We start from the raw sequence: 17,263 nt of genomic DNA on the forward strand, positions 1-17,263 counted from the left end.
CTCCCTCCCGCTACGGCGACGGCGTTGTTGCGGGGGCGCGGCGGCGGGATGCGTCCGCCGCGATGGGACGGCGGGGCCGGTATGGGTACGGTTCTTGCTTGGTTTTAAATTGGTGCGCGGCGCTGGAGCGCCGCGCGTTTTTTATAGGGGTGGGTGGGATGCGCTCTTCGCTGTTGGAGACGGATTGGAATGAGGAGTGGATGGCGCTGCAGGCTGAGCGGCGCGATCCGGACGATCCGGCGTTTTGGGATGCCCGGGCCCGGCATTTCAGGCCGCGGGAGACGCATCCGTATGCGCAGGCGTTTTTGGAGCTGGCGGGTATCGAGGCGCACGAGTCGGTGCTCGACATGGGATGCGGGGCCGGCTCGCTTGCCATTCCGCTGGGGCAGGCAGGGCATCGTGTGGTAGCTGCCGACTTTTCGGACCGCATGCTTGAGGTGCTCGCTGAGAGCGCCGCCACGTATGGGGTCTCGGATCGTATCGAGGCCGTTCGGGTTGCCTGGGATGAAGACTGGGAACAGGCGGGTATCGGTGCGAAATCGGTCGACGTCGCGCTTGCGAGCCGGTCCATCGCCACCTCAAACCTCAAGGCTGCGCTCGCCAAGCTTACCGACGCGGCGCGTCGGCGCTGCTGCATCACGTTGATCGCCGGGGCAAGCCCGCGCTATGACGAGCACATCATGAATGCCATCGGAGCATCGATCACGCACAGCCGCGATTACGTATACGCCTTCAATATCCTCATAGGCATGGGGCTGCGGCCCGAGGTCCGCTACATCGACTCGCCGCGTCGCGACACCTTCGATTCGCTCGAAGACGGCGTCGCCGACTTCTCCCGCATGCTCGAGGACGGCAACGAGAACAAGATCGACGAGCTCCGCTCCTATCTTGCCCGTCACATGGTCCCGAACCCCCATGCCGGAGAGCCGGGTTCGAAAGGACGTCCCCAGGGGCGCTATAGGCTCGACCACACCCGTCTGGTGCGCTGGGCGTTCATCTCGTGGGAGGCATGCTGACGCCTCCTCCGCCTGCCGGCGGGAACCCGCCGTTCATCCCCCCATCGGGCACCCAACCGCGAATTCCGCGTGAAAACCGAGGTGATTGACGGATAGGGTGGAATTGTTCGACCTGGTGCACTATCGTGTATCAGCTAGACCACAACGAAGAAAAGGATTTCCTCTCATGGCACTTACCGGCAAACAGGTTCGTCAGCTCCGCGCTCTCGCCCACCATCTGAACCCGATCATCCATATCGGCCGCAGCGGCGTCAGCGACGGCGTCGTCGAGCAGACCGAGGAGTGCCTCGAGGCGCACGAGCTCGTTAAGTGCGCCGTCCAGGATGGCTGCGGCCTCGAGGCCCGCGACGCCGCGAACGCCCTCGCCGAGATGACGGAGTCCGAGGTCGTTCAGGTCATCGGCCACCGCTTCACGCTCTACCGCGAGAGCTCGCGCACCGATATCGAGAAGATCAAGCTTTCCTAACCCGCCGATTCGCCCCGCAATCCCCTCCCTCCGAAGCCGGAAGGAGGGGATTTTTCGTATCGGGGTCCTGCCCGCCGTACCCCGTCTACAGCATCACCGCTCGTTTCGCACGGTTGATGATGCGGTCGTAGGCCTCGCGTGTCTCCTCCTCGGGCAGGGTGTTGAGCTCGCGTTCGAGATAGTGCAGATGGCTGTTGTACAGCTCGACCACCTCGCGGCGGCGTCCGTTCAGGTCGAACACCGTCATGGCACGTCTGATCACATCCTCGCGCGTCGGAGCCTGACGCAGGGCCGCCTCGACCAGCCAGGCCGCTGACGACAGGTTCTCCAGCTCGATGGCGGCGTCGATGCCGCGCACCATGCAATCGATGAAGCGCGTTTGATAGGCACGGCGCGCGTTCGTGAAGAACGCCGGGCTCCCGCTGTCGGGGATGTAGAGCGGTCCGCGGTAGAGCTGCTCGATCTTAAGGCAGGTCTCGACCACCTGCTGGGTCGGCATGGCATCGCTTCCCAGCAGGACCTCGCGCGCCAGGCCATCGAAGCGCTTGGTATCCGAATACACGTACTCGCCGTTGAGCGCGAGGCCCTCGCCCTGCGTCAGGATGTACTGCGGGCCTCCGTTGCGCTGGCCCAGAGCCGACCTGAGCGCCGAGAGGGTCACGTACAGGCTCTCCCTCCCCCGGTGGTATTCTGCCTCGGGCCAGAGCTCATCGATGATCGTGCGACGGCTCACGAACGTGCCGAGCGTCAGCACGAGGCGCGCCGCAAGCACGCTCGCCTTCTTCCGGCGCCAGATGCCCTCCGTGAGCGCATGGCCGTTGCGCTCGATGTGAAAGCCCCCGAACAGGTTGATGAGGACCTGCCCCGTCTCCGGCAGCATGCCGCCTGGTATCACCTCGAAGAGCGTCTCGGATACCGGCGCGCACTCGACGCCCTGGATGTTCCGCACCGCGGCGCGGCGCGGCAGCAGGCGGCGCATCGAGTCGGCCCGGTTGCCGAGCATGGTCATGGCAAGCCGTGCCGCCGGCAAGAACCGCTTCTCGAGCATCGTTCCCTTATGGAGCGAATACCATGCGGAGAGCTCGGAGTCGAAGCGCGCGGCGGAAAGATGCAGCGCGACGCTCCACGCCCGCGCGACGTCGCAGCCCTCCTCTGACAGGTCGAGGCTCTCGGCCTCCTCGCGGACCTTGACGCGCGAGGTGCAGCGCAGATGCCCCACGCACTCGAGCAGGTTCGCCCACGAGATCAGAAAGGTCTGCTGATCGCCTGAGAGCTTTATGACCTGCTGTCCGCGGAACTGGGCGTTGACGGCCTGCCCCACCACGAGCCCCTGCCATCCTTCGGCAGCCAAACACAGAAGCTGGGTCGACAGATCGGACTCGCGCACAGCCGTCGTCCCGGCGTCCACGAACCCGCGCTCGTCGACCACCGGCTCGCCGGCAAAGAGCCGCGAGAGGTTCACCACCATGCGCACCCGCGCGGCGATGGGCGTCAGCCGGCGGCTCACGAGGGTCTCCACCAAGCGCTCCAGCTCCTCGCGTGCCGGCGCGCCGATGCCGCGTCCGTGCAGGATGTCGTCGAGATACCGGTCGCAGCGAAGCAGCAGAAGGGGTATGTCCACCTCAACGGGACGTGCCGGCGTCTCCAGCAGCTTCGACAGCTCCTTCCACGAGATATCACCCGACCTGCCGACGAGCTCGGCGTACTGGCTCGCATGCGCGCGAAGCAGCATGGCCGACGTCGACGATGTACGGGCACCGGGGCGCTCGGGGATATCGGGCAGGCCGATGCCCGACACGCTGTCCCACACCTCCGAGACCGCGCGCACGCAGGCCCAATCCTCGTCGCTCAGCTCCTGCGCGATGGCGCTGGAGCGCCTCCTGAGCTCGATCGCCGCGCTGCGGGCAAGGCGATAGTCGCCCAACGTCAGCGCCGACACGTAGGCAGCGACGAGCGCGCCGCTCTCGATGCCGGTCGATATAGTCAGACCGGCCGTCGCCAGCACGCTGTTCACGAACGCACCGTGCCCGGCAAGCGCGAACCGCAGGGGATACTGGACGACGATCTCCAGGCGCTCATCCTTGTTCAGAACGAGCTGCGCCAGCGCGACCGCATCGTCCACGCGCCCGCTTCGCACCAACGCGCGGGCGGCCTGCGCGGCGTACCCCGGCTTGCGTGCGGCGATCTTCTTGCGGAGCTTGGCGAGCGCAGACACCTTGGTCGTCAGGCACGAGAAGCCGCCCTCCTGCTGCTCCATCCCGAACATCGGATAGTCGCGTCGCAGGCGCGCGACAGTCTCCTCGCGAATCTTCAGACCGCTCTTCGAGAGCTCTCCGAACGCTCCCGACCCCATCAGCACCATCATGCTCACGATTCGGTAAATCGGGTCGCGGTCGTGGCGAAGCTCATCGATCACCTGCCCGTACAGCTGGATGATTCCGTCCTCGAGCGGCCCTTCGCTTCCGTAGCGATCCGTCACCGCCTGAAGGGCTGCCACCAGGCAGGGGATTCCCTCGGTCAGGCCGTAGACGTCGAGCGTCTGCGCGATCGAGAACACGCTTACCCATTCGGAATACTCACTCGGCTGCACCGTCAGGCTCTGCGCGCCGATGCGCCCGGCATCGGAGAGCTCGTCGACCAGCGCGCGATTCGCCGGCGTGCAGGCGACCACCACCTCGGCGCCCCGGTTGCGCAGTGCCCGCAGCGCTGACGCCAGGCGTCCTGCCTCCCCGCGCGTCAGGTGCCCGATCCCATCGACCAAGATCAACGGACGCAGCTCCCACGGAAGCGCATCGGCTGAAAGATCGAGGTGCTGCAGCAGCTCTTGAATATCCAGATCCGATCCATCGACCAACATGACACCCTTGCGGTCTCGCTCGGCCTCCACCGCATGTCCGTACTGCATGAGCAGCGTCGACTTACCGAATCCCTCCGGTGCGACCACGAGCACGATGCCCGACTCCGCACCCTTTCCGCCGATTTCTCGCAGCAGGCGCTCACGCCGGACGGTCGTGCCGGAATACCACTGCTCGCCCGCATCCTTCTGCTGATCGGAATCCCTCGTCGTCCTCTTGCGCCCCGCCTGCTTGTCCATTGTCGCGTTACCCATGGTGTCCTCCCTTGAAGGGGCCCTTCCATTCGCGACTCCGTGTCTCGCGAAGGGCCTTACGGTTGTGGGACACAAGTAAAGCACTTTTCTGACCGTAATATTGCGCTCATACAATAATATTTATTGTATCTTCTATATTTTGGCTCTCTTTTGGCACAAAGGGCCAGCTCATCAGGGTAGTCAAGTTATATATCAGATGTTAACAAAATGCGCTCCGGATAATCCGGAGCGCATCGTTCGCGTCAGTTGTATGCGTCAGTGCGTTACGCGAGCTCGTCGGCACACAGAGAAAGCGCGGCCTCGTCGGCAACGAGCACCGTGTTGGGGTGCAGCTGCAGGATGGAAGCCGGGCAGGTCGGCGAGACAGGGCCGAAGCACATGTCGTGAACAGCCTGAGCCTTCTTGTCGCCGTTGGCGGCAACGAGGATCATCTTGGCGGACATGATGGTCTGAACGCCCATGCTGAACGCCTGGCGCGGCACGTCGTCGATGCTGTCGAACAGACGGCTGTTGGCCTGGATGGTGGACTCGGTCAGGTCGACAAGGTGCGTGCCCTTCGAGAAGTGGTCGTCGGGCTCGTTGAAGCCGATGTGGCCGTTGTTGCCGATACCGAGCAGCTGCAGATCGGGATAACCGGCGGCGGCGACAGCCTCGTCGTAGGCGGCGCAGGCGGCCTCGTAGTCCTCGGCCAGGCCGTCGGGCACATGGGTGCGGGACTTATCGATATTGACGTGATCGAACAGGTTGGTGTTCATGAAGTAGCGGTAGCTCTGCGGGTGATCGCCGGCAAGACCGCGGTACTCGTCGAGGTTGTAGGAGGAAACCTGGGAGAAGTCCAGGTCGCCCTTCTTGTACCACTCGACAAGCTGCTGGTAAGCGCCGATCGGGGTGGAGCCCGTCGCAAGGCCCAGCACGCAGTTGGGCTTGAGGATAACCTGGGCGGAGATGATATTCGCCACCTTACGGCTCATATCGTCGTAATCACGCGCGCGTACGATAGAAATCATGCCGGAACCCTTTCTCGAAATACCTTCCGATATCAAACCGGTCCCCGCATCCGGCGCGAGGGCCAATCCAACCGAATGCCTACCGCTCGCGGGCGGTGATGAGCTGATCGAGCTCGTTCACGGTGTCGCCGACATTGCCCTTGATGCTCGCAAACTCGACCGAGTTGCATATGAGAATCGGAGCAGTGACGTCGAACCCTTCGCGCTCGATAGCCTCGCGGTCGAACTCGATCAGCACGTCGCCCTTCTTGACCGTCTGGCCCACGGAAGCCTTCACGTTGAAGTACTTGCCGTCGAGTTTGACGGTATCGAGGCCGACATGGATCAGGACATCGAGGCCTTCGTCCGTATGGAGCGCAAGCGCATGTCCCGTGGGGAAGATCGCCTCGATCTTGGAGTCAGACGGAGCGACGACCTTGTTGCCCGTGGGCTCGATCGCAACCCCCTGACCCAGAAGGCCGGCAGCAAATGTCTGGTCGTTGACCTCGGACAGAGGGATGACCTTGCCCGCAATCGGCGAAAGCAGCACATTGCACCGCTTTCGCAAGCCAAACGACTTGAGAAACTCGCTGAACATGATCCCCCTTGTTCAAACCGTGCATAGAATCAGAGAATCTATACCGTTATCCTACCGCAAAGACCTTAGGCAGGATACGCCATTTTGGCAGTTTCGGACCGCGCGACAGGGCATAAAAACACCCTCGTTCCGTTCACCCAGCGTAGCGATATAGATAGTATTGGAAGGCAGGAATTCCGCACAAAAGCAGGCAGGGCCTGCCGAAAAGCTCGACAGGCCCTGCCAATACGTGCAAGTAGGTGCGCTTAGCGCTTGGAGAACTGCGGAGCGCGGCGGGCCTTCTTGAGGCCGTACTTCTTGCGCTCGACGACGCGGGCGTCGCGGGTCAGGAAGCCAGCACGCTTGAGGTCGGCGCGGTAGTCGCCAGCCTTCAGAAGGGCGCGGGCGATGCCCAGACGCAGGGCGCCGGACTGGCCGGTGATGCCGCCGCCATCGCACAGGGCGATGACGTCGAAGGTACCGGCGGTGTCGGTGACCTTGAAGGGAGCGAGAGCGTTCTCGACCAGCTGCTTGCGGCCGAAGTACTCGGCGGCGTCGCGCTTGTTGACGGTGACCTTGCCGGTACCGGGAACGATGCGGACACGGGCAACGGCGTTCTTACGACGGCCGGTGCCGTAATAAACAACGGTGTTCTCAGCCATCTTTAAGCCTCCAGCTCGATCTTAGTGGGGTTCTGAGCAGTGTGCGGATGCTCGGGGCCAGCGTAGACCTTGAGCTTCTTCAGCTGCTGACGACCAAGCGTGGTCTTGGGGAGCATGCCGCGGACGGCGCGCTCGATGACCTTCTCGGGGTGCTTCTCCATGGCCTGACGGAACGTCTCGGCCTTGAGACCGCCGTTGTAACCGCTGTGACGGTAGTAGACCTTCTGGTTGGCCTTGTTGCCGGTAAGCTGGACCTTATCGGCGTTGATGACCACCACGAAGTCACCGCAGTCAGAGTTGGGGGTGAACTGGGGCTTGTTCTTGCCGCGCAGGATCATGGCGATCTGAGTGGCAAGACGGCCCAGGACAGCGCCCTCGGCATCGACGAGGACCCAATTGCGGGCAACCTCACCCTGCTTGGCGTAGTGAGTCGACTTCTGAATCACTTGACTCCTCCATGTACAGTACGTGTGTCTTAACAGAGATTCACGGGGCTCTGCAAATGACTGAAGAATTATAGCGCGCCCATACAGGAGGTCAACCTGAAGAAATCCCGCACCCAGAGTTTCTGCACATGTCGTGCAAGTTCGGGGACATCCCGCCGCCGCGGGCAGGCTGGCCTCTCTGGGGACGTAGCCGGGAGGCGCCACGCCGGGGATTCCGGATGGTAGCTTTGCCGCAGTCGCCGGCGTGGCGCCTCCCGGCTACGTCCCCAGAGAGGCCAGCCTGCCCGCGGCGGCGGGATGTCCGAAAACACCTCCGTCCTGAAAGTGGACACGCGGCTGGTCAGGCGAGGAAGGACTTGATGTCCGCGAGACGGCGGGTGCACTCCTGGCGACCCTGGATGTAGAGGTCGAGCAGCTTGGCGGTATCGTGCTCGATGTGCCCCACCTCGACCGGGCGGCGCGGGGCGAGCACGAGGGCACGACCCTGCTCCTCGTAAGCCCAGATATGCTCGCGCTGCTCGTTGTAGCGCTCGTGGCGGTTCTCGATGGCCTCGAGCAGATAGGGGTACTCGCCATAGCGCGCCCGCGCGGCGGCCATCAGCTCGTAGGGCCCCTTCACGTAGGCGCGATGGCGCGTGAGCACCACGACCGCGCGATCGTAGCCGGCGTCTTCGAGCACGTGCTCGATGGGAACGGAATCCGCCACGCCGCCGTCCAGGTACAGGTGCCCGTCAATCTCCACCGGAGGGGCCATGAGCGGCAGCGACGTCGAGGCGCGCACGGCGTCGATATCGAGCACGGCGTTCTTGATCTCGAGATACGCCGCCGTTCCGAACACGATATTGGTCGCCGTAGCCACGAGCGGCATGGGGTTTGCCAGGTACGCATCGTTATCGAAGGGGTCGAGACGGTCCTGCACGTCGTTCAACATGAAGTCGTAGCCGATGAAGCTGCCGCTGCGCGCGAACGAGCGCGTGCCCATGTAGCGCTCGTCGTTGCAAAACGCCAGGTTCACGCGGTTGGGGCGGCCGATCTGCCGCGATTTGTAGGAAAGGCCGTTCAACACGCCGGCGCTCACGCCATAGCAGGCGTCCGGCCAGATACCGTGCTCCATGAGGACATCGAGCACGCCCGCCGTGAACTGCCCGCGAAAGCTGCCGCCCTCGAGGATGATCGCCGTCTTGCCCGCATTCGCCGCACGCTCGTCCATACTGCGCCCTTCGTTTTCGTTGCGTGGTTTTTCCTCTTCTACCACAAACGGCGGCACCGCAAACCTCCCCCGCGTCCAGATGGATGCGAAACGGCGGAATGGACAGCCTCCTATCCGCCGTTTGCCGTATGCTTAAGAGACAGACGACCTCCCATTGAACAATGGATCATCTCGGCGCGCAGATTCGCGCGCGGCGATCGGATGCTCTCGCGAGCGACAATCCCGACCGCATGGAAGGGCAGGTGAAGCTCGATGAACACGACACGGCGCGCAAGCCGTCAGGGCGGCAGCCAGCAAGCCCCCGGCACCATCAGCGTCCTCGGGCTCGGCTACCTTGCGGCGATCTGCTGCGGCGTGCTCATGCCGGTCATCGACTCCACGCTAGTCGCGGTCGGTATGGACACCCTCGTCGAGGCGTTCGGCTCCGACACCATCACCATGCAATGGGTGAGCACCTCGTATCTGCTCGCGCTGACAGCGGCGGTCCCCATCACCAACTGGGCCCTCGGCCGCCTGGACGGCAAGCACCTGTGGATGCTCTGTCTCGCGCTGTTCGTGCTCACCTCTGCCTGCTGCGCAGCGAGCCCCACCGCGGGCCTGCTCATCGCGTCCCGAACGCTCCAGGGCCTTGCCGCGGGCGTCATCATGCCGCTCACGCAGACGCTTCCCGTCATGGAGGCGCGGCGGCGCGGCGTGACGAAGACCGCCGGCATCGTGGCGAGCATCAACCTGCCGATCGCGCTCGGTCCGGTGCTGGGCCCGCCGGTCGGAGGCCTCATTCTCAACTTCGGCTCCTGGCACTGGCTGTTCCTGGTCAACATCCCGCTGGGCATCGTGGCCCTTTTCCTCGCCGGACGCTTTATCAACGCCGGAAACAGGCAGGCAGAAGGCGGCACCGAACGGCTCGACATCGCGGGCCTCGCGCTCATCTCCGGCGGACTCGTCCTCGTGCTGCTGGGACTTGCCAACATCGCGAGCCAGCCGGCGAGCATGCTGCTCGATGTGGCAGCCCCCATAGCCATCGGAGCGGCGCTGCTCGCACTGTTCTGCAAGCGCACCCTGCGCCGGAGCGCCGATCCCCTCGTCGACATCCGCCTGTTCTCGCATATCAACCAGCGCGCCTCGGGCAGCGCCTCGTTCTTCTTCGGCATATGCCTCTACGCGGCGCAGTTCGTGCTGCCGCTCTGGTGGCAGCAGCTCCGCGGGGCAAGCGTGTTCGAGACGGGCACCTACATGATGGCTCAGGGCGTCGGCGTCCTCGTGAGCAGGCTTTTCGTCACGCGCGTCATCGAGCGTCTCGGGCACCGCAGGACCTCGGTCGCTTCCTTCATCCTGCTCGCTGCGACGACGGCGGTGTTCTGCCTGGCGACGACCGCACCGGTACCCGCGCTGCTCGTGCTCCTCTTCGTGCGCGGCATCGCCCAGGGCACCGTCAACATTCCCATCAACTCCGCCATCTACGTGGGACTCGCGCCGGAGCAGATTCCCCACGCCACCATGCTCTCGCGCATCATGCAGCAGGTCGGCTCGTCGTTCGGCACGGCGCTCGTGGCCATGACGCTGCAGACGGTCTCGATAGCCACGGGCGGAACGGGCGGGAGCAGCACACTCGAGGGATTCACGGCGGCAATCGGCGTGCTCGCAGCGGCAGCGCTCATCGGCGCTGTCGTGGCATGCGCGCTGCCGCGCAGCGAGGATGATGTGCGCTGAGCACTCATGCCACTTGACCTCAACCATCTCCATCCTTAAAAACAAGGCGGCCGGACTTCACGATCGAAGCCCGGCCGCACGATGTCATCGGCGGGGCCGCACGCAAACGGCCCCGCTTGGAAGGGAGAGGAACTAGTCCAAAAACGCCTCGTTGAGCGTCACGCCGAAGTCGCGGGCGATGGCGCGCAGGGAGTCGTCGGTGATGGTCTGCAGAACCGGCTGGCCGGTCGAGAGCACCTTCACGTGGATCTCCGCGCTCTTCTCGATGGTGTGCGCGAGGCCGAAGGTCGTATCGAAGTCCGGACCCGAGGCGAACAGTCCGTGCTGAGCCCACACCGCGGCCTGGTAGGTCTCCATGAGCTCGCTCGTGGCGCGGGCGATGTCCACGCCGCCCGGCACCATCCACGGCACCACGCCCACGCCCTCGGGGAAGACCACGGGGCACTCGGTCGCGCTCTGCCAGAGCGGACGGGTGAAGTCGCGCGCATTCAGCGGCGGCACGTAGGTGAGTGCGATCACGTTGGTGGTGTGGCTGTGGTAGATGACGCGATTCGCCCCATCCGTCACGCGCTTGCGCACACTGTGGTTCATGAAGTGCGTAGGGAACTCGCTCGTGGGCACGGCACCGCCCTCGAAGCCCCACACGCTGCGCCATGCGCTACCGGCGTCGTTGATCTCCACGATGCCGATGTTGTACGCAGGATCGAGCGGCACGTTGCGGAAGTACTTGCCCGAGCCGGTGGTGATGAAGTACTCCCCCGCCAGGTTCTCGCAGGTAACGCCCATCTCGTGTCAGTCGCTGGGCACCTCGGCGAACGCGGGGCGCGCCGCCTCGACATCCTCGTCGCGCATGCGGTAGGTCAGGTTGCCGCCGTTGCGCTCGTGCCAGCCCTGCAGCCAGCCGTCCTCGCACATGCGGATGAAACCCTCGAGTGCAGGTGTCTTCAAGATATCGGTCATGGTCATAGTCCTCTCTACTCATGTTTCGGGGCATTCGCCCTGGCTTTACCTAAACCTGCAGCCCGCTGCAGGAAAGACGCGTGTCCCGTCTGGCCTCTTTCACCGATCCGGACGGGCGAGCCCGACCTGCTTCCAGCGGGTTTGCGGGACAGATCAGCGGCACACCACCTCGACGGGCACGCCGAGGATCTTGGCGACCTTTAGGATGGTGTCCGTGTGGCTGCCGAGCGCCGCCGCCATGTGGTGCGTGGGGCCGGTCTCGTTCCAGCGGTTCATGAACTCGCGCGCACCGATCGAGAACTTCATGCGCATGTTCGTGTCGCCGAACGTGAAGATCGGACCGTCGACGTTTTCGCCCTCGGCCACGACGAACTTGAAGTTGCCGTTGCCGTCCTGCGTGATGCCCAGGTACGTCACGGTGCCCAGGCCCGAGTAGAACTGCGTGAGGTAGCCGCCGCCGGTCTTGCCGTGGAACACCGGCACCACCTTGAGCGTCGGCTTCCTCGCGGTGGAGATGTCCGCATCGCCCGAGCCGGAGTGACCGATGATGACGACGTCCTCGGGGAAGTCGATGGAGTACATCTCGGAGAGCTGGCCGGTGCCTGCGATGGTCTTCAGGATGCTCATGGCGATGGCGACCTTCATATCGCCCTCGACCGCGCACGCCGTGCCCTGCTTGATGAGCATCGAAAATGCCGGGATGAGCATGGAGTCGAGCACACCCGCCTTGCCCTGGGCATAGCCGTCGTAGTGGCTCGCCACGAGGCCGATCTGCTCATCTTTGACCCACTGCTCGAAGGCGAGCACGTAGCGGGCCATCTCCTGGATGGGCTCGTCGGAAACGCTGGCGCCGCCCTCCACGTCGAAGGTGTCGAGGATCTCCGCCGCCTTGGCGTCGATGGCAGCCTGGTCGGTAATGCCCTCGTCGATGGCCCACATCTTCTCCCAGTCGAACTGCTTGGTGTAGAGGCCCAGGCGGTTGTAGAGATTCGTCTCGTCGATATAGAGGTCCATCATGCCCGGGTACGGACGGCCGATCTGGGCGATGTTCGTGCGGCGCAGGCGGCGGCGCACCTGGGCGGCACGGCACCATTCATCGAGCTGGCGGGCAACCTGCGGGTCGCCACCCTCCACGACGCCCGTGATCACGGCATGACGCTTGCCGGCGCGGTTGAGGTCGGCCACGACCTCTCCAGGGGCACCGCAGGCATACAGGTCGCCCAGCCAGGTGGGGATGTCGGTGTTCGCGTAGTCGGGCTGCGCCTTCTTCTGCACGTTGACCACCACGACGGGCACGTTCAGGTCGCGCACCGCGGGCAGCACGTTATAGGACGTGGCGTAGGTGAGCATCTGCAGGATCACCAGATCCACGTCGGCTGCGCGGAACAGGTCGCCTGCATCCTGCGCCTGCTCCTTGGTGGTCACCATGCCGCCGTCCACGAGCTCGACCGTCGTGGGCAGCGTCGCCTTGAAGTCGGCGTACTGCTGCTCGAAGTTGGGTACGAGCTGGGGGAACTGGGGCAGATAGGCGCCGAGCGCGATGGCGAACACGCCGACCTTCGCCTTGGTCTCGACGAGCGGGGCGCACGTTGGCATGGGTGCGCTCTTGTGATTTGCAGACATCGTTTTCCTCGTTTCCTTCGTCGTTTCAATCCGTCGTGCGTGACGCGCGCCGGATAAATCGTTTTCTCCAACCAGGCAGACAGCAGAGTCGGAGGGATCCGCTGCGCATCCGGCTGTCCCCCTAGCGCTGCGGCTCGATCTCTTTGATCTCGAAGCTCTGGCGCACCAGCGCGCGGGCCGCGGGCAGGCCGGCAACCCCGCCCGTCGCGATAAGCTGGACCATGATGTTGCCGAGAGCCGTGCCCTCGACGGGACCTGCGTACACCGGAATGCCGCAGGCGTTTGCCGTTACCTGGTTGAGATATGCGTTCTGGCAGCCACCGCCGACGATGTTGATGCGGCGATACGTCGTTCCGGTAAGCCGAGAAAGATCGGCGACGGCACCGGCATACGCTTTCGCCAGCGAGCAGAAGATGCATTGCATGAGCTCGCCGATCGTCTCCGGCACGCGCTGGCCGGTGTCGTAGCATGCATCGCGGACCTCGTCGATCATGGACGCCGGGGCCAGGAAGCGCTGGTCGTTGACGTCCACGAGCGAAGGCTCGCCCTCAGCAGCAGCGGCCATGTCGGCAAGCTCGGCGAAACTCGGGGCATCGCCGTCACGGACGATCAGTTCGCGCCGCACGCACTGAGCCATCCACAGACCCATGATGTTCTTGAGGTAGCGGTACGTTCCGTAGGCACCGCCCTCGTTGGTGAAGTTGAGCTCGCGGCTTTCCGATGTAAGCACGGGCTCCGTATTCTCAACGCCGATCAGGCTCCACGTGCCGCTCGACATGAAGACCGACTGCGCATCCGGTGCAGGCACGGCGAGCCAGGCAGATCCGGTGTCGTGCGTCGCCGGGGCGATCACGCGGCAATCGAAACCGACACGTTCGCGAATATCGGCTTTGAGCTGACCCAGGGACGCTCCAGGCTGCACGATCTTCGGGAACAGCGCGCGATCGATACCCAACCGATCGATAAGCTCCCCTCCCAATCGCGCGTCTCCGCACTCACGAGCGCCGTGGTCGAGGCATTGGTGTACTCGCACGCCTGGGTTCCCGTCAGCCGATAGGCGAGGTAATCGGACACCATCAGCAGCGCGCTCGCGGCGGCAAGCTGCTCGGGATGCTCGTGCTTGAGCGCCGCAAGCTGATATGCCGTGTTGAACGATTGATACTGGATACCGCAGCGGGCGTAGTGCTCATCGAACGGAAGGATGCCCGCGCGCTCCAGCTCGTCGCGCACGCCTTCGGTGCGGGCATCGCGATAGGCGACCGCATCGCCCAGGCGCTCCCCCGCCGCATTGAGCAGGACGAAGTCGACCGCCCAGGTATCGATGCCCATCGTATCGGGCACAAGACCGCGCTCCGCACAGGCCTTGAGACCCAAGACCACCTGCTCGAACAGATTGTCGATGTCCCAGCACAGGTGGCCGCCGCGCTCCACGAGCTTGTTCTCGAATCGATGGACCTCGGTCAACTGGAGGCGATCCTCCACGACCTCGCCTACGATATGGCGGCCACTCGATGCGCCGATATCGATTGCCAGATGTCGCATCTTTTTGCTCACTCCCCTGCTCATCCGCTCGCCTGTTGTATTGATTTGCAGTATATTTAGGTCTATGACTTAGCTCTATACAGCAAGTTCTCTTTGTCTTTTCGATATATCGCACCGGAGGATTCATGCTGTCGTACAACTTGGACATCGACGAGCGCAGCACCTGGCTCAGAACGACTCCCGGCGAGCACGAGCTTGCGCAACCGTTCTTCTGCACCGAGCAGGGGGAATTCTTCGCTCGAAGCGGCTTTTTCACCGAGCGCTCCGATAAGGACAGCTACGAGCTGTTCTACACCTTTGACGGCTGCGGAGTCCTCGAGCAGGGCGGCAAACGGACCGTGCTTCACCGGGGATCCGCCCTGCTCATCGACTGCCGGACGCCCCAGCGTTACCGCACGGCGCAATCGTCGAGCCGTTGGCATCATCTGTGGGCCCATGTTGACGGGCCAGGAGTGGACGAGTTCGCCAAGATGCTGGATGTCGGGGCCCTCAAACCCACCTATCTCGCCGAACCCATCGTGCGCAAGCACATGGCGGCGATCGCCGCGAACCTAGAGCTGCCCGGCATGCTGCCTACCACGGTCATCGGCCTTTCCATTCACAGCCTTCTCGCCGAGATGGTGGGATCGGCGCAGACGACAGATGAGAGCGCGGCGGGAGATGAGGCTGTGCGCCGTGCCTGTGCGCTGATCGAGTCCGCCTACACCGAGGAGATCTCGCTCGACGACATCGCCGCGGGGGCCAATGTCAGCAAGTCCTACTTGCTCAAGCTGTTCCGCAAGCACATGGGGACCACACCCTATGAATACCTGCTGCGCTACCGCATCACACGCGCCAAGGAGCTGCTCGCCGAGACGACGGACAAGGTCGGCTCCATCGCGCTGGCAGTGGGGTTCAACAGCGAGAGCAACTTCTCCTATCGCTTCTCCAAGATGACGGGGCAGAGCCCGCGCGCCTATCGAGAGAGCTGCCCGAAACCCGTTGTCCAGTAGGCTTTGCGCTCGCCCGTCCGCCCACGATGGCGCGGAGCGGGGGGGTCGAGTGCGCTTCTTGCAGGCCATCGCGTTTAAAACGGTGGCGCGCGTGGTAGAATACGTAATCCACGGTCGCGTGCGGCCGTGAGCACATTGACAGGTCGAGCGGCTGCGCCGCCCGGTCAACCCAAGGGGCCGACTGGTTTCGACACGATAGTTCTGAGAGAGGAAGCAGGCCGTGGTCTCCTCGCCCACGTTAAACAGGGGTACCGTCAAAATGAATTGACAAGAATTCTTCTTATGAGCCCCAGCTGGCTCTCGCTGCTTAGTTTTTAATTGCAGCGCGTCGCACTCGGGAGGTTCCCCGACCCGAGTCCGATGTCATTTAAGGGGAATGCTCCCGCGCACGTAACCGGTATGGCGCGGGCTAAGACCGAACCGGTTAGGGCGCCGCGAGCGTGTCGCTGCGCGCAACGCGTCCGAGACTAAAACAGCGACTGAGCCTGGAGATGCCGATCAGGGGGCTTTCGTGGACCGGAGTTCGATTCTCCGCGGCTCCACCAAAAGGAACGAGCAGGTAGATAGCAGTATCTACCTGCTTTTTTATTCTCGGAAGCACACCCGCGGAGAATCGAACTCTGCGCAGGGTGCGAGCGTCAAGCGAAGAGCCCGGCGGGCTCTTCGTAGCGAGCAGGCGAGGGCGCGCAAGCGCCCGAAGCCGGTGCGGATCCGCGCAGCGGATACGCGGATTCTCCGCGGCTCCACCAAAAGGAACGAGCAGGTAGATAGCAGTATCTACCTGCTTTTTTATTCTCGGAAGCACACCCGCGGAGAATCGAACTCTGCGCAGGGCGCGAGCGTCAAGCGAAGAGCCCGGCGGGCTCTTCGTAGCGAGCAGGAGCGCATCAGGCTCACATCCAGAGCGCATGTGCGCTATCGGAACACCGTGCAGGGCTTGGTTGTGCGCTATCGGAACACATGGCGACCTGAGACGTTCCCTTAGCGCACAGGCACCAGCGCGCCGTGTTCCGAAAACGCACATGTCCCTTTTCAGGACGGAGATGAAAGCGGACATCCGCGGATGTCCGCTTTCATCTCCGTCCTGAAAAGGGACATGTGCGGGAATCGCGCACGTAAATGGACATAAATACGACCATTTTGGACAGCTGGACCCGCACATCTTCGGTAAGCGCAATTGTTTATTCGGCGAACGGTAGTTTTGAAATAGCTGGAATCGATTTCAATTCACCCCATCTGACCTTGTGGTTTTGCGTTTTACCAGCAAAATAACCCACCGAAGCGCTTATCTTCACATACGTGAAGACTCCATCACAAATCTTGAATGGGGCTGGACACGACCGGTATCGTTCTCATCGCATTATGTTTGCCCTCGTATTTGGAGGTTTACACATGAACGCACAGAACGCACAGCTCGCCGGTGCCCTCGTCGGCCTTGGCGCTACCATTACCCAGGCCATGGACGAGATCGAGGACTTCGTTCCCTGCGGCCACCCCGCTTCCGTCATCATCGACGGCCTCTCCGCTCTCGATAAGACGCTCTCTGACGACCAGCGCAACGAGCACATGAGCACCGTCACGGGTCTGATCGACCACGTGAGCGAGAAGCGCGGCGTGCCCGCCCACTCCATCGCCGATATGGTCGAGCTCGGCGGTATCAAGACCCAGCTCCTCGGCGAGCTCCAGGACGTCGCCCTCGCCGTCAAGGACAAGACGAACGAGAACCAGAACGTCAACGCGTGGATCTACCGCTCCCTGGCCGCTATCGAGCGCAACGGAAACCTCGAGGCCGCCGAGCGCATGGCCGAGGTCCAGGTCATCAAGGCCGCCGTCTCGACGCTCTAGTCTTCGCGCTCCGACTTAGACGGACAACATACGATTATTGATCAGGCGCCTCGCGCTATGGTCACTCGACAGCTTGCATACGGCGGCGTCTTTAGAGACGTCGCCGTTTTTGCTAAATA

General features: G+C 63.4%; 16 protein-coding genes and 1 other RNA gene. 6 read left to right on the plus strand and 11 right to left on the minus strand.

What is annotated here, in order from left to right; genetic code table 11:
- Nucleotides 1–158: 158 nt before the first annotated feature.
- Together H6A16_RS06790 and yhbY are read left to right on the plus strand one after the other, a co-directional pair.
- The gene (locus H6A16_RS06790; RefSeq protein ID WP_239458252.1) at nt 159–1,016 is read left to right on the plus strand and encodes a class I SAM-dependent methyltransferase; all 858 of its coding nucleotides are present in this window, start codon (nt 159–161) and stop codon (nt 1,014–1,016) included.
- A 166-nt stretch (nt 1,017–1,182) separates the two neighbouring features.
- A complete protein-coding gene (gene yhbY, locus H6A16_RS06795) occupies nt 1,183–1,482 on the plus strand; it encodes a ribosome assembly RNA-binding protein YhbY (protein WP_204617454.1) in 300 nt (99 codons plus the stop codon).
- Between the two features lie 85 nt (nt 1,483–1,567).
- On the opposite strand, the gene H6A16_RS06800 is transcribed toward yhbY, so the two are convergent.
- The 6 genes from H6A16_RS06800 to H6A16_RS06825 form a co-directional block, all read right to left on the minus strand.
- Nucleotides 1,568–4,591, minus strand: coding sequence for an AfsR/SARP family transcriptional regulator (locus tag H6A16_RS06800; RefSeq protein ID WP_204617456.1), 3,024 nt, complete (start codon nt 4,589–4,591; stop codon nt 1,568–1,570).
- Nucleotides 4,592–4,854: 263 nt separating this feature from the next.
- Nucleotides 4,855–5,598: a glucosamine-6-phosphate deaminase gene (gene nagB, locus H6A16_RS06805; RefSeq protein ID WP_239458253.1), complete on the minus strand. Its 744-nt coding sequence runs from the start codon at nt 5,596–5,598 to the stop codon at nt 4,855–4,857.
- Between the two features lie 79 nt (nt 5,599–5,677).
- Nucleotides 5,678–6,175: a PTS sugar transporter subunit IIA gene (locus H6A16_RS06810; RefSeq protein WP_204617458.1), complete on the minus strand. Its 498-nt coding sequence runs from the start codon at nt 6,173–6,175 to the stop codon at nt 5,678–5,680.
- A gap of 245 nt (nt 6,176–6,420) precedes the next feature.
- On the minus strand, nt 6,421–6,816 hold the full coding sequence (gene rpsI / locus H6A16_RS06815) for a 30S ribosomal protein S9 (protein ID WP_204617460.1): 396 nt from the start codon (nt 6,814–6,816) through the stop codon (nt 6,421–6,423).
- A gap of 2 nt (nt 6,817–6,818) precedes the next feature.
- A complete protein-coding gene (gene rplM / locus H6A16_RS06820; protein ID WP_204617462.1) occupies nt 6,819–7,262 on the minus strand; it encodes a 50S ribosomal protein L13 in 444 nt (147 codons plus the stop codon).
- Between the two features lie 340 nt (nt 7,263–7,602).
- Entirely contained in the window at nt 7,603–8,472 is an 870-nt protein-coding gene (locus H6A16_RS06825) for a patatin-like phospholipase family protein (RefSeq protein ID WP_204617464.1), read from the minus strand.
- 252 nt (nt 8,473–8,724) lie between these two features.
- Here H6A16_RS06825 and H6A16_RS06830 point away from each other — a divergent pair, with 252 nt between their 5' ends.
- Nucleotides 8,725–10,182, plus strand: coding sequence for a DHA2 family efflux MFS transporter permease subunit (locus H6A16_RS06830; protein WP_204617467.1), 1,458 nt, complete (start codon nt 8,725–8,727; stop codon nt 10,180–10,182).
- Nucleotides 10,183–10,314: 132 nt separating this feature from the next.
- Here the strand turns inward: H6A16_RS06830 and rhaD are convergent, their stop codons facing one another.
- The 5 genes from rhaD to H6A16_RS10795 form a co-directional block, all read right to left on the minus strand.
- Nucleotides 10,315–10,968: a rhamnulose-1-phosphate aldolase gene (gene rhaD / locus H6A16_RS06835; RefSeq protein ID WP_239458254.1), complete on the minus strand. Its 654-nt coding sequence runs from the start codon at nt 10,966–10,968 to the stop codon at nt 10,315–10,317.
- A 6-nt stretch (nt 10,969–10,974) separates the two neighbouring features.
- Nucleotides 10,975–11,142, minus strand: a complete 168-nt coding sequence (locus tag H6A16_RS10785) for a hypothetical protein (RefSeq protein ID WP_239458255.1) — start codon at nt 11,140–11,142, stop codon at nt 10,975–10,977.
- Between the two features lie 153 nt (nt 11,143–11,295).
- Nucleotides 11,296–12,738, minus strand: a complete 1,443-nt coding sequence (locus H6A16_RS06840) for an arabinose isomerase (RefSeq protein WP_204617469.1) — start codon at nt 12,736–12,738, stop codon at nt 11,296–11,298.
- A 148-nt stretch (nt 12,739–12,886) separates the two neighbouring features.
- Nucleotides 12,887–13,720 carry an FGGY-family carbohydrate kinase gene (locus H6A16_RS10790; RefSeq protein WP_239458256.1) on the minus strand — a complete coding sequence of 278 codons (834 nt, stop codon included), beginning with the start codon at nt 13,718–13,720 and terminating at the stop codon, nt 12,887–12,889.
- Complete coding sequence (locus H6A16_RS10795; RefSeq protein ID WP_239458257.1) at nt 13,615–14,307, minus strand: FGGY family carbohydrate kinase; 693 nt, start codon at nt 14,305–14,307, stop codon at nt 13,615–13,617. Before H6A16_RS10795 ends, H6A16_RS10790 begins: the two co-directional genes overlap by 106 nt.
- 125 nt (nt 14,308–14,432) lie before the next feature.
- On the opposite strand from H6A16_RS10795, the gene H6A16_RS06850 reads away from it, so the two are divergent.
- The 3 genes from H6A16_RS06850 to H6A16_RS06860 all read left to right on the plus strand — a co-directional run bounded on the left by H6A16_RS06850 (nt 14,433) and on the right by H6A16_RS06860 (nt 17,144).
- The gene (locus tag H6A16_RS06850) at nt 14,433–15,299 is read left to right on the plus strand and encodes a helix-turn-helix transcriptional regulator (protein ID WP_204617472.1); all 867 of its coding nucleotides are present in this window, start codon (nt 14,433–14,435) and stop codon (nt 15,297–15,299) included.
- Between the two features lie 173 nt (nt 15,300–15,472).
- Nucleotides 15,473–15,844: a transfer-messenger RNA gene (gene ssrA, locus H6A16_RS06855) on the plus strand.
- Between the two features lie 847 nt (nt 15,845–16,691).
- Nucleotides 16,692–17,144 (plus strand): hypothetical protein, encoded by a 453-nt coding sequence (locus H6A16_RS06860; RefSeq protein WP_204617474.1) that lies wholly within the window; start codon nt 16,692–16,694, stop codon nt 17,142–17,144.
- Nucleotides 17,145–17,263 lie beyond the last annotated feature (119 nt).

The organism is Collinsella tanakaei (genome assembly GCF_016900375.1).
Taxonomy (GTDB): domain Bacteria; phylum Actinomycetota; class Coriobacteriia; order Coriobacteriales; family Coriobacteriaceae; genus Collinsella.

Bases quoted from the DNA above. Each gene is read 5' to 3' on its own strand.
- H6A16_RS06840 (WP_204617469.1), bottom strand. From the start codon at position 12,738: ATGCCAACGTGCGCCCCGCTCGTCGAGACCAAGGCGAAGGTCGGCGTG.
- H6A16_RS06800 (WP_204617456.1), bottom strand. From the start codon at position 4,591: ATGGGTAACGCGACAATGGACAAGCAGGCGGGGCGCAAGAGGACGACG.
- nagB (WP_239458253.1), bottom strand. From the start codon at position 5,598: ATGATTTCTATCGTACGCGCGCGTGATTACGACGATATGAGCCGTAAG.
- H6A16_RS06825 (WP_204617464.1), bottom strand. From the start codon at position 8,472: ATGGACGAGCGTGCGGCGAATGCGGGCAAGACGGCGATCATCCTCGAG.
- H6A16_RS06790 (WP_239458252.1), top strand. From the start codon at position 159: ATGCGCTCTTCGCTGTTGGAGACGGATTGGAATGAGGAGTGGATGGCG.
- H6A16_RS06850 (WP_204617472.1), top strand. From the start codon at position 14,433: ATGCTGTCGTACAACTTGGACATCGACGAGCGCAGCACCTGGCTCAGA.
- H6A16_RS06810 (WP_204617458.1), bottom strand. From the start codon at position 6,175: ATGTTCAGCGAGTTTCTCAAGTCGTTTGGCTTGCGAAAGCGGTGCAAT.
- H6A16_RS06860 (WP_204617474.1), top strand. From the start codon at position 16,692: ATGAACGCACAGAACGCACAGCTCGCCGGTGCCCTCGTCGGCCTTGGC.
- H6A16_RS06830 (WP_204617467.1), top strand. From the start codon at position 8,725: ATGAACACGACACGGCGCGCAAGCCGTCAGGGCGGCAGCCAGCAAGCC.
- yhbY (WP_204617454.1), top strand. From the start codon at position 1,183: ATGGCACTTACCGGCAAACAGGTTCGTCAGCTCCGCGCTCTCGCCCAC.
- rhaD (WP_239458254.1), bottom strand. From the start codon at position 10,968: ATGGGCGTTACCTGCGAGAACCTGGCGGGGGAGTACTTCATCACCACC.
- H6A16_RS10785 (WP_239458255.1), bottom strand. From the start codon at position 11,142: ATGACCGATATCTTGAAGACACCTGCACTCGAGGGTTTCATCCGCATG.
- rpsI (WP_204617460.1), bottom strand. From the start codon at position 6,816: ATGGCTGAGAACACCGTTGTTTATTACGGCACCGGCCGTCGTAAGAAC.
- H6A16_RS10795 (WP_239458257.1), bottom strand. From the start codon at position 14,307: ATGCGACATCTGGCAATCGATATCGGCGCATCGAGTGGCCGCCATATC.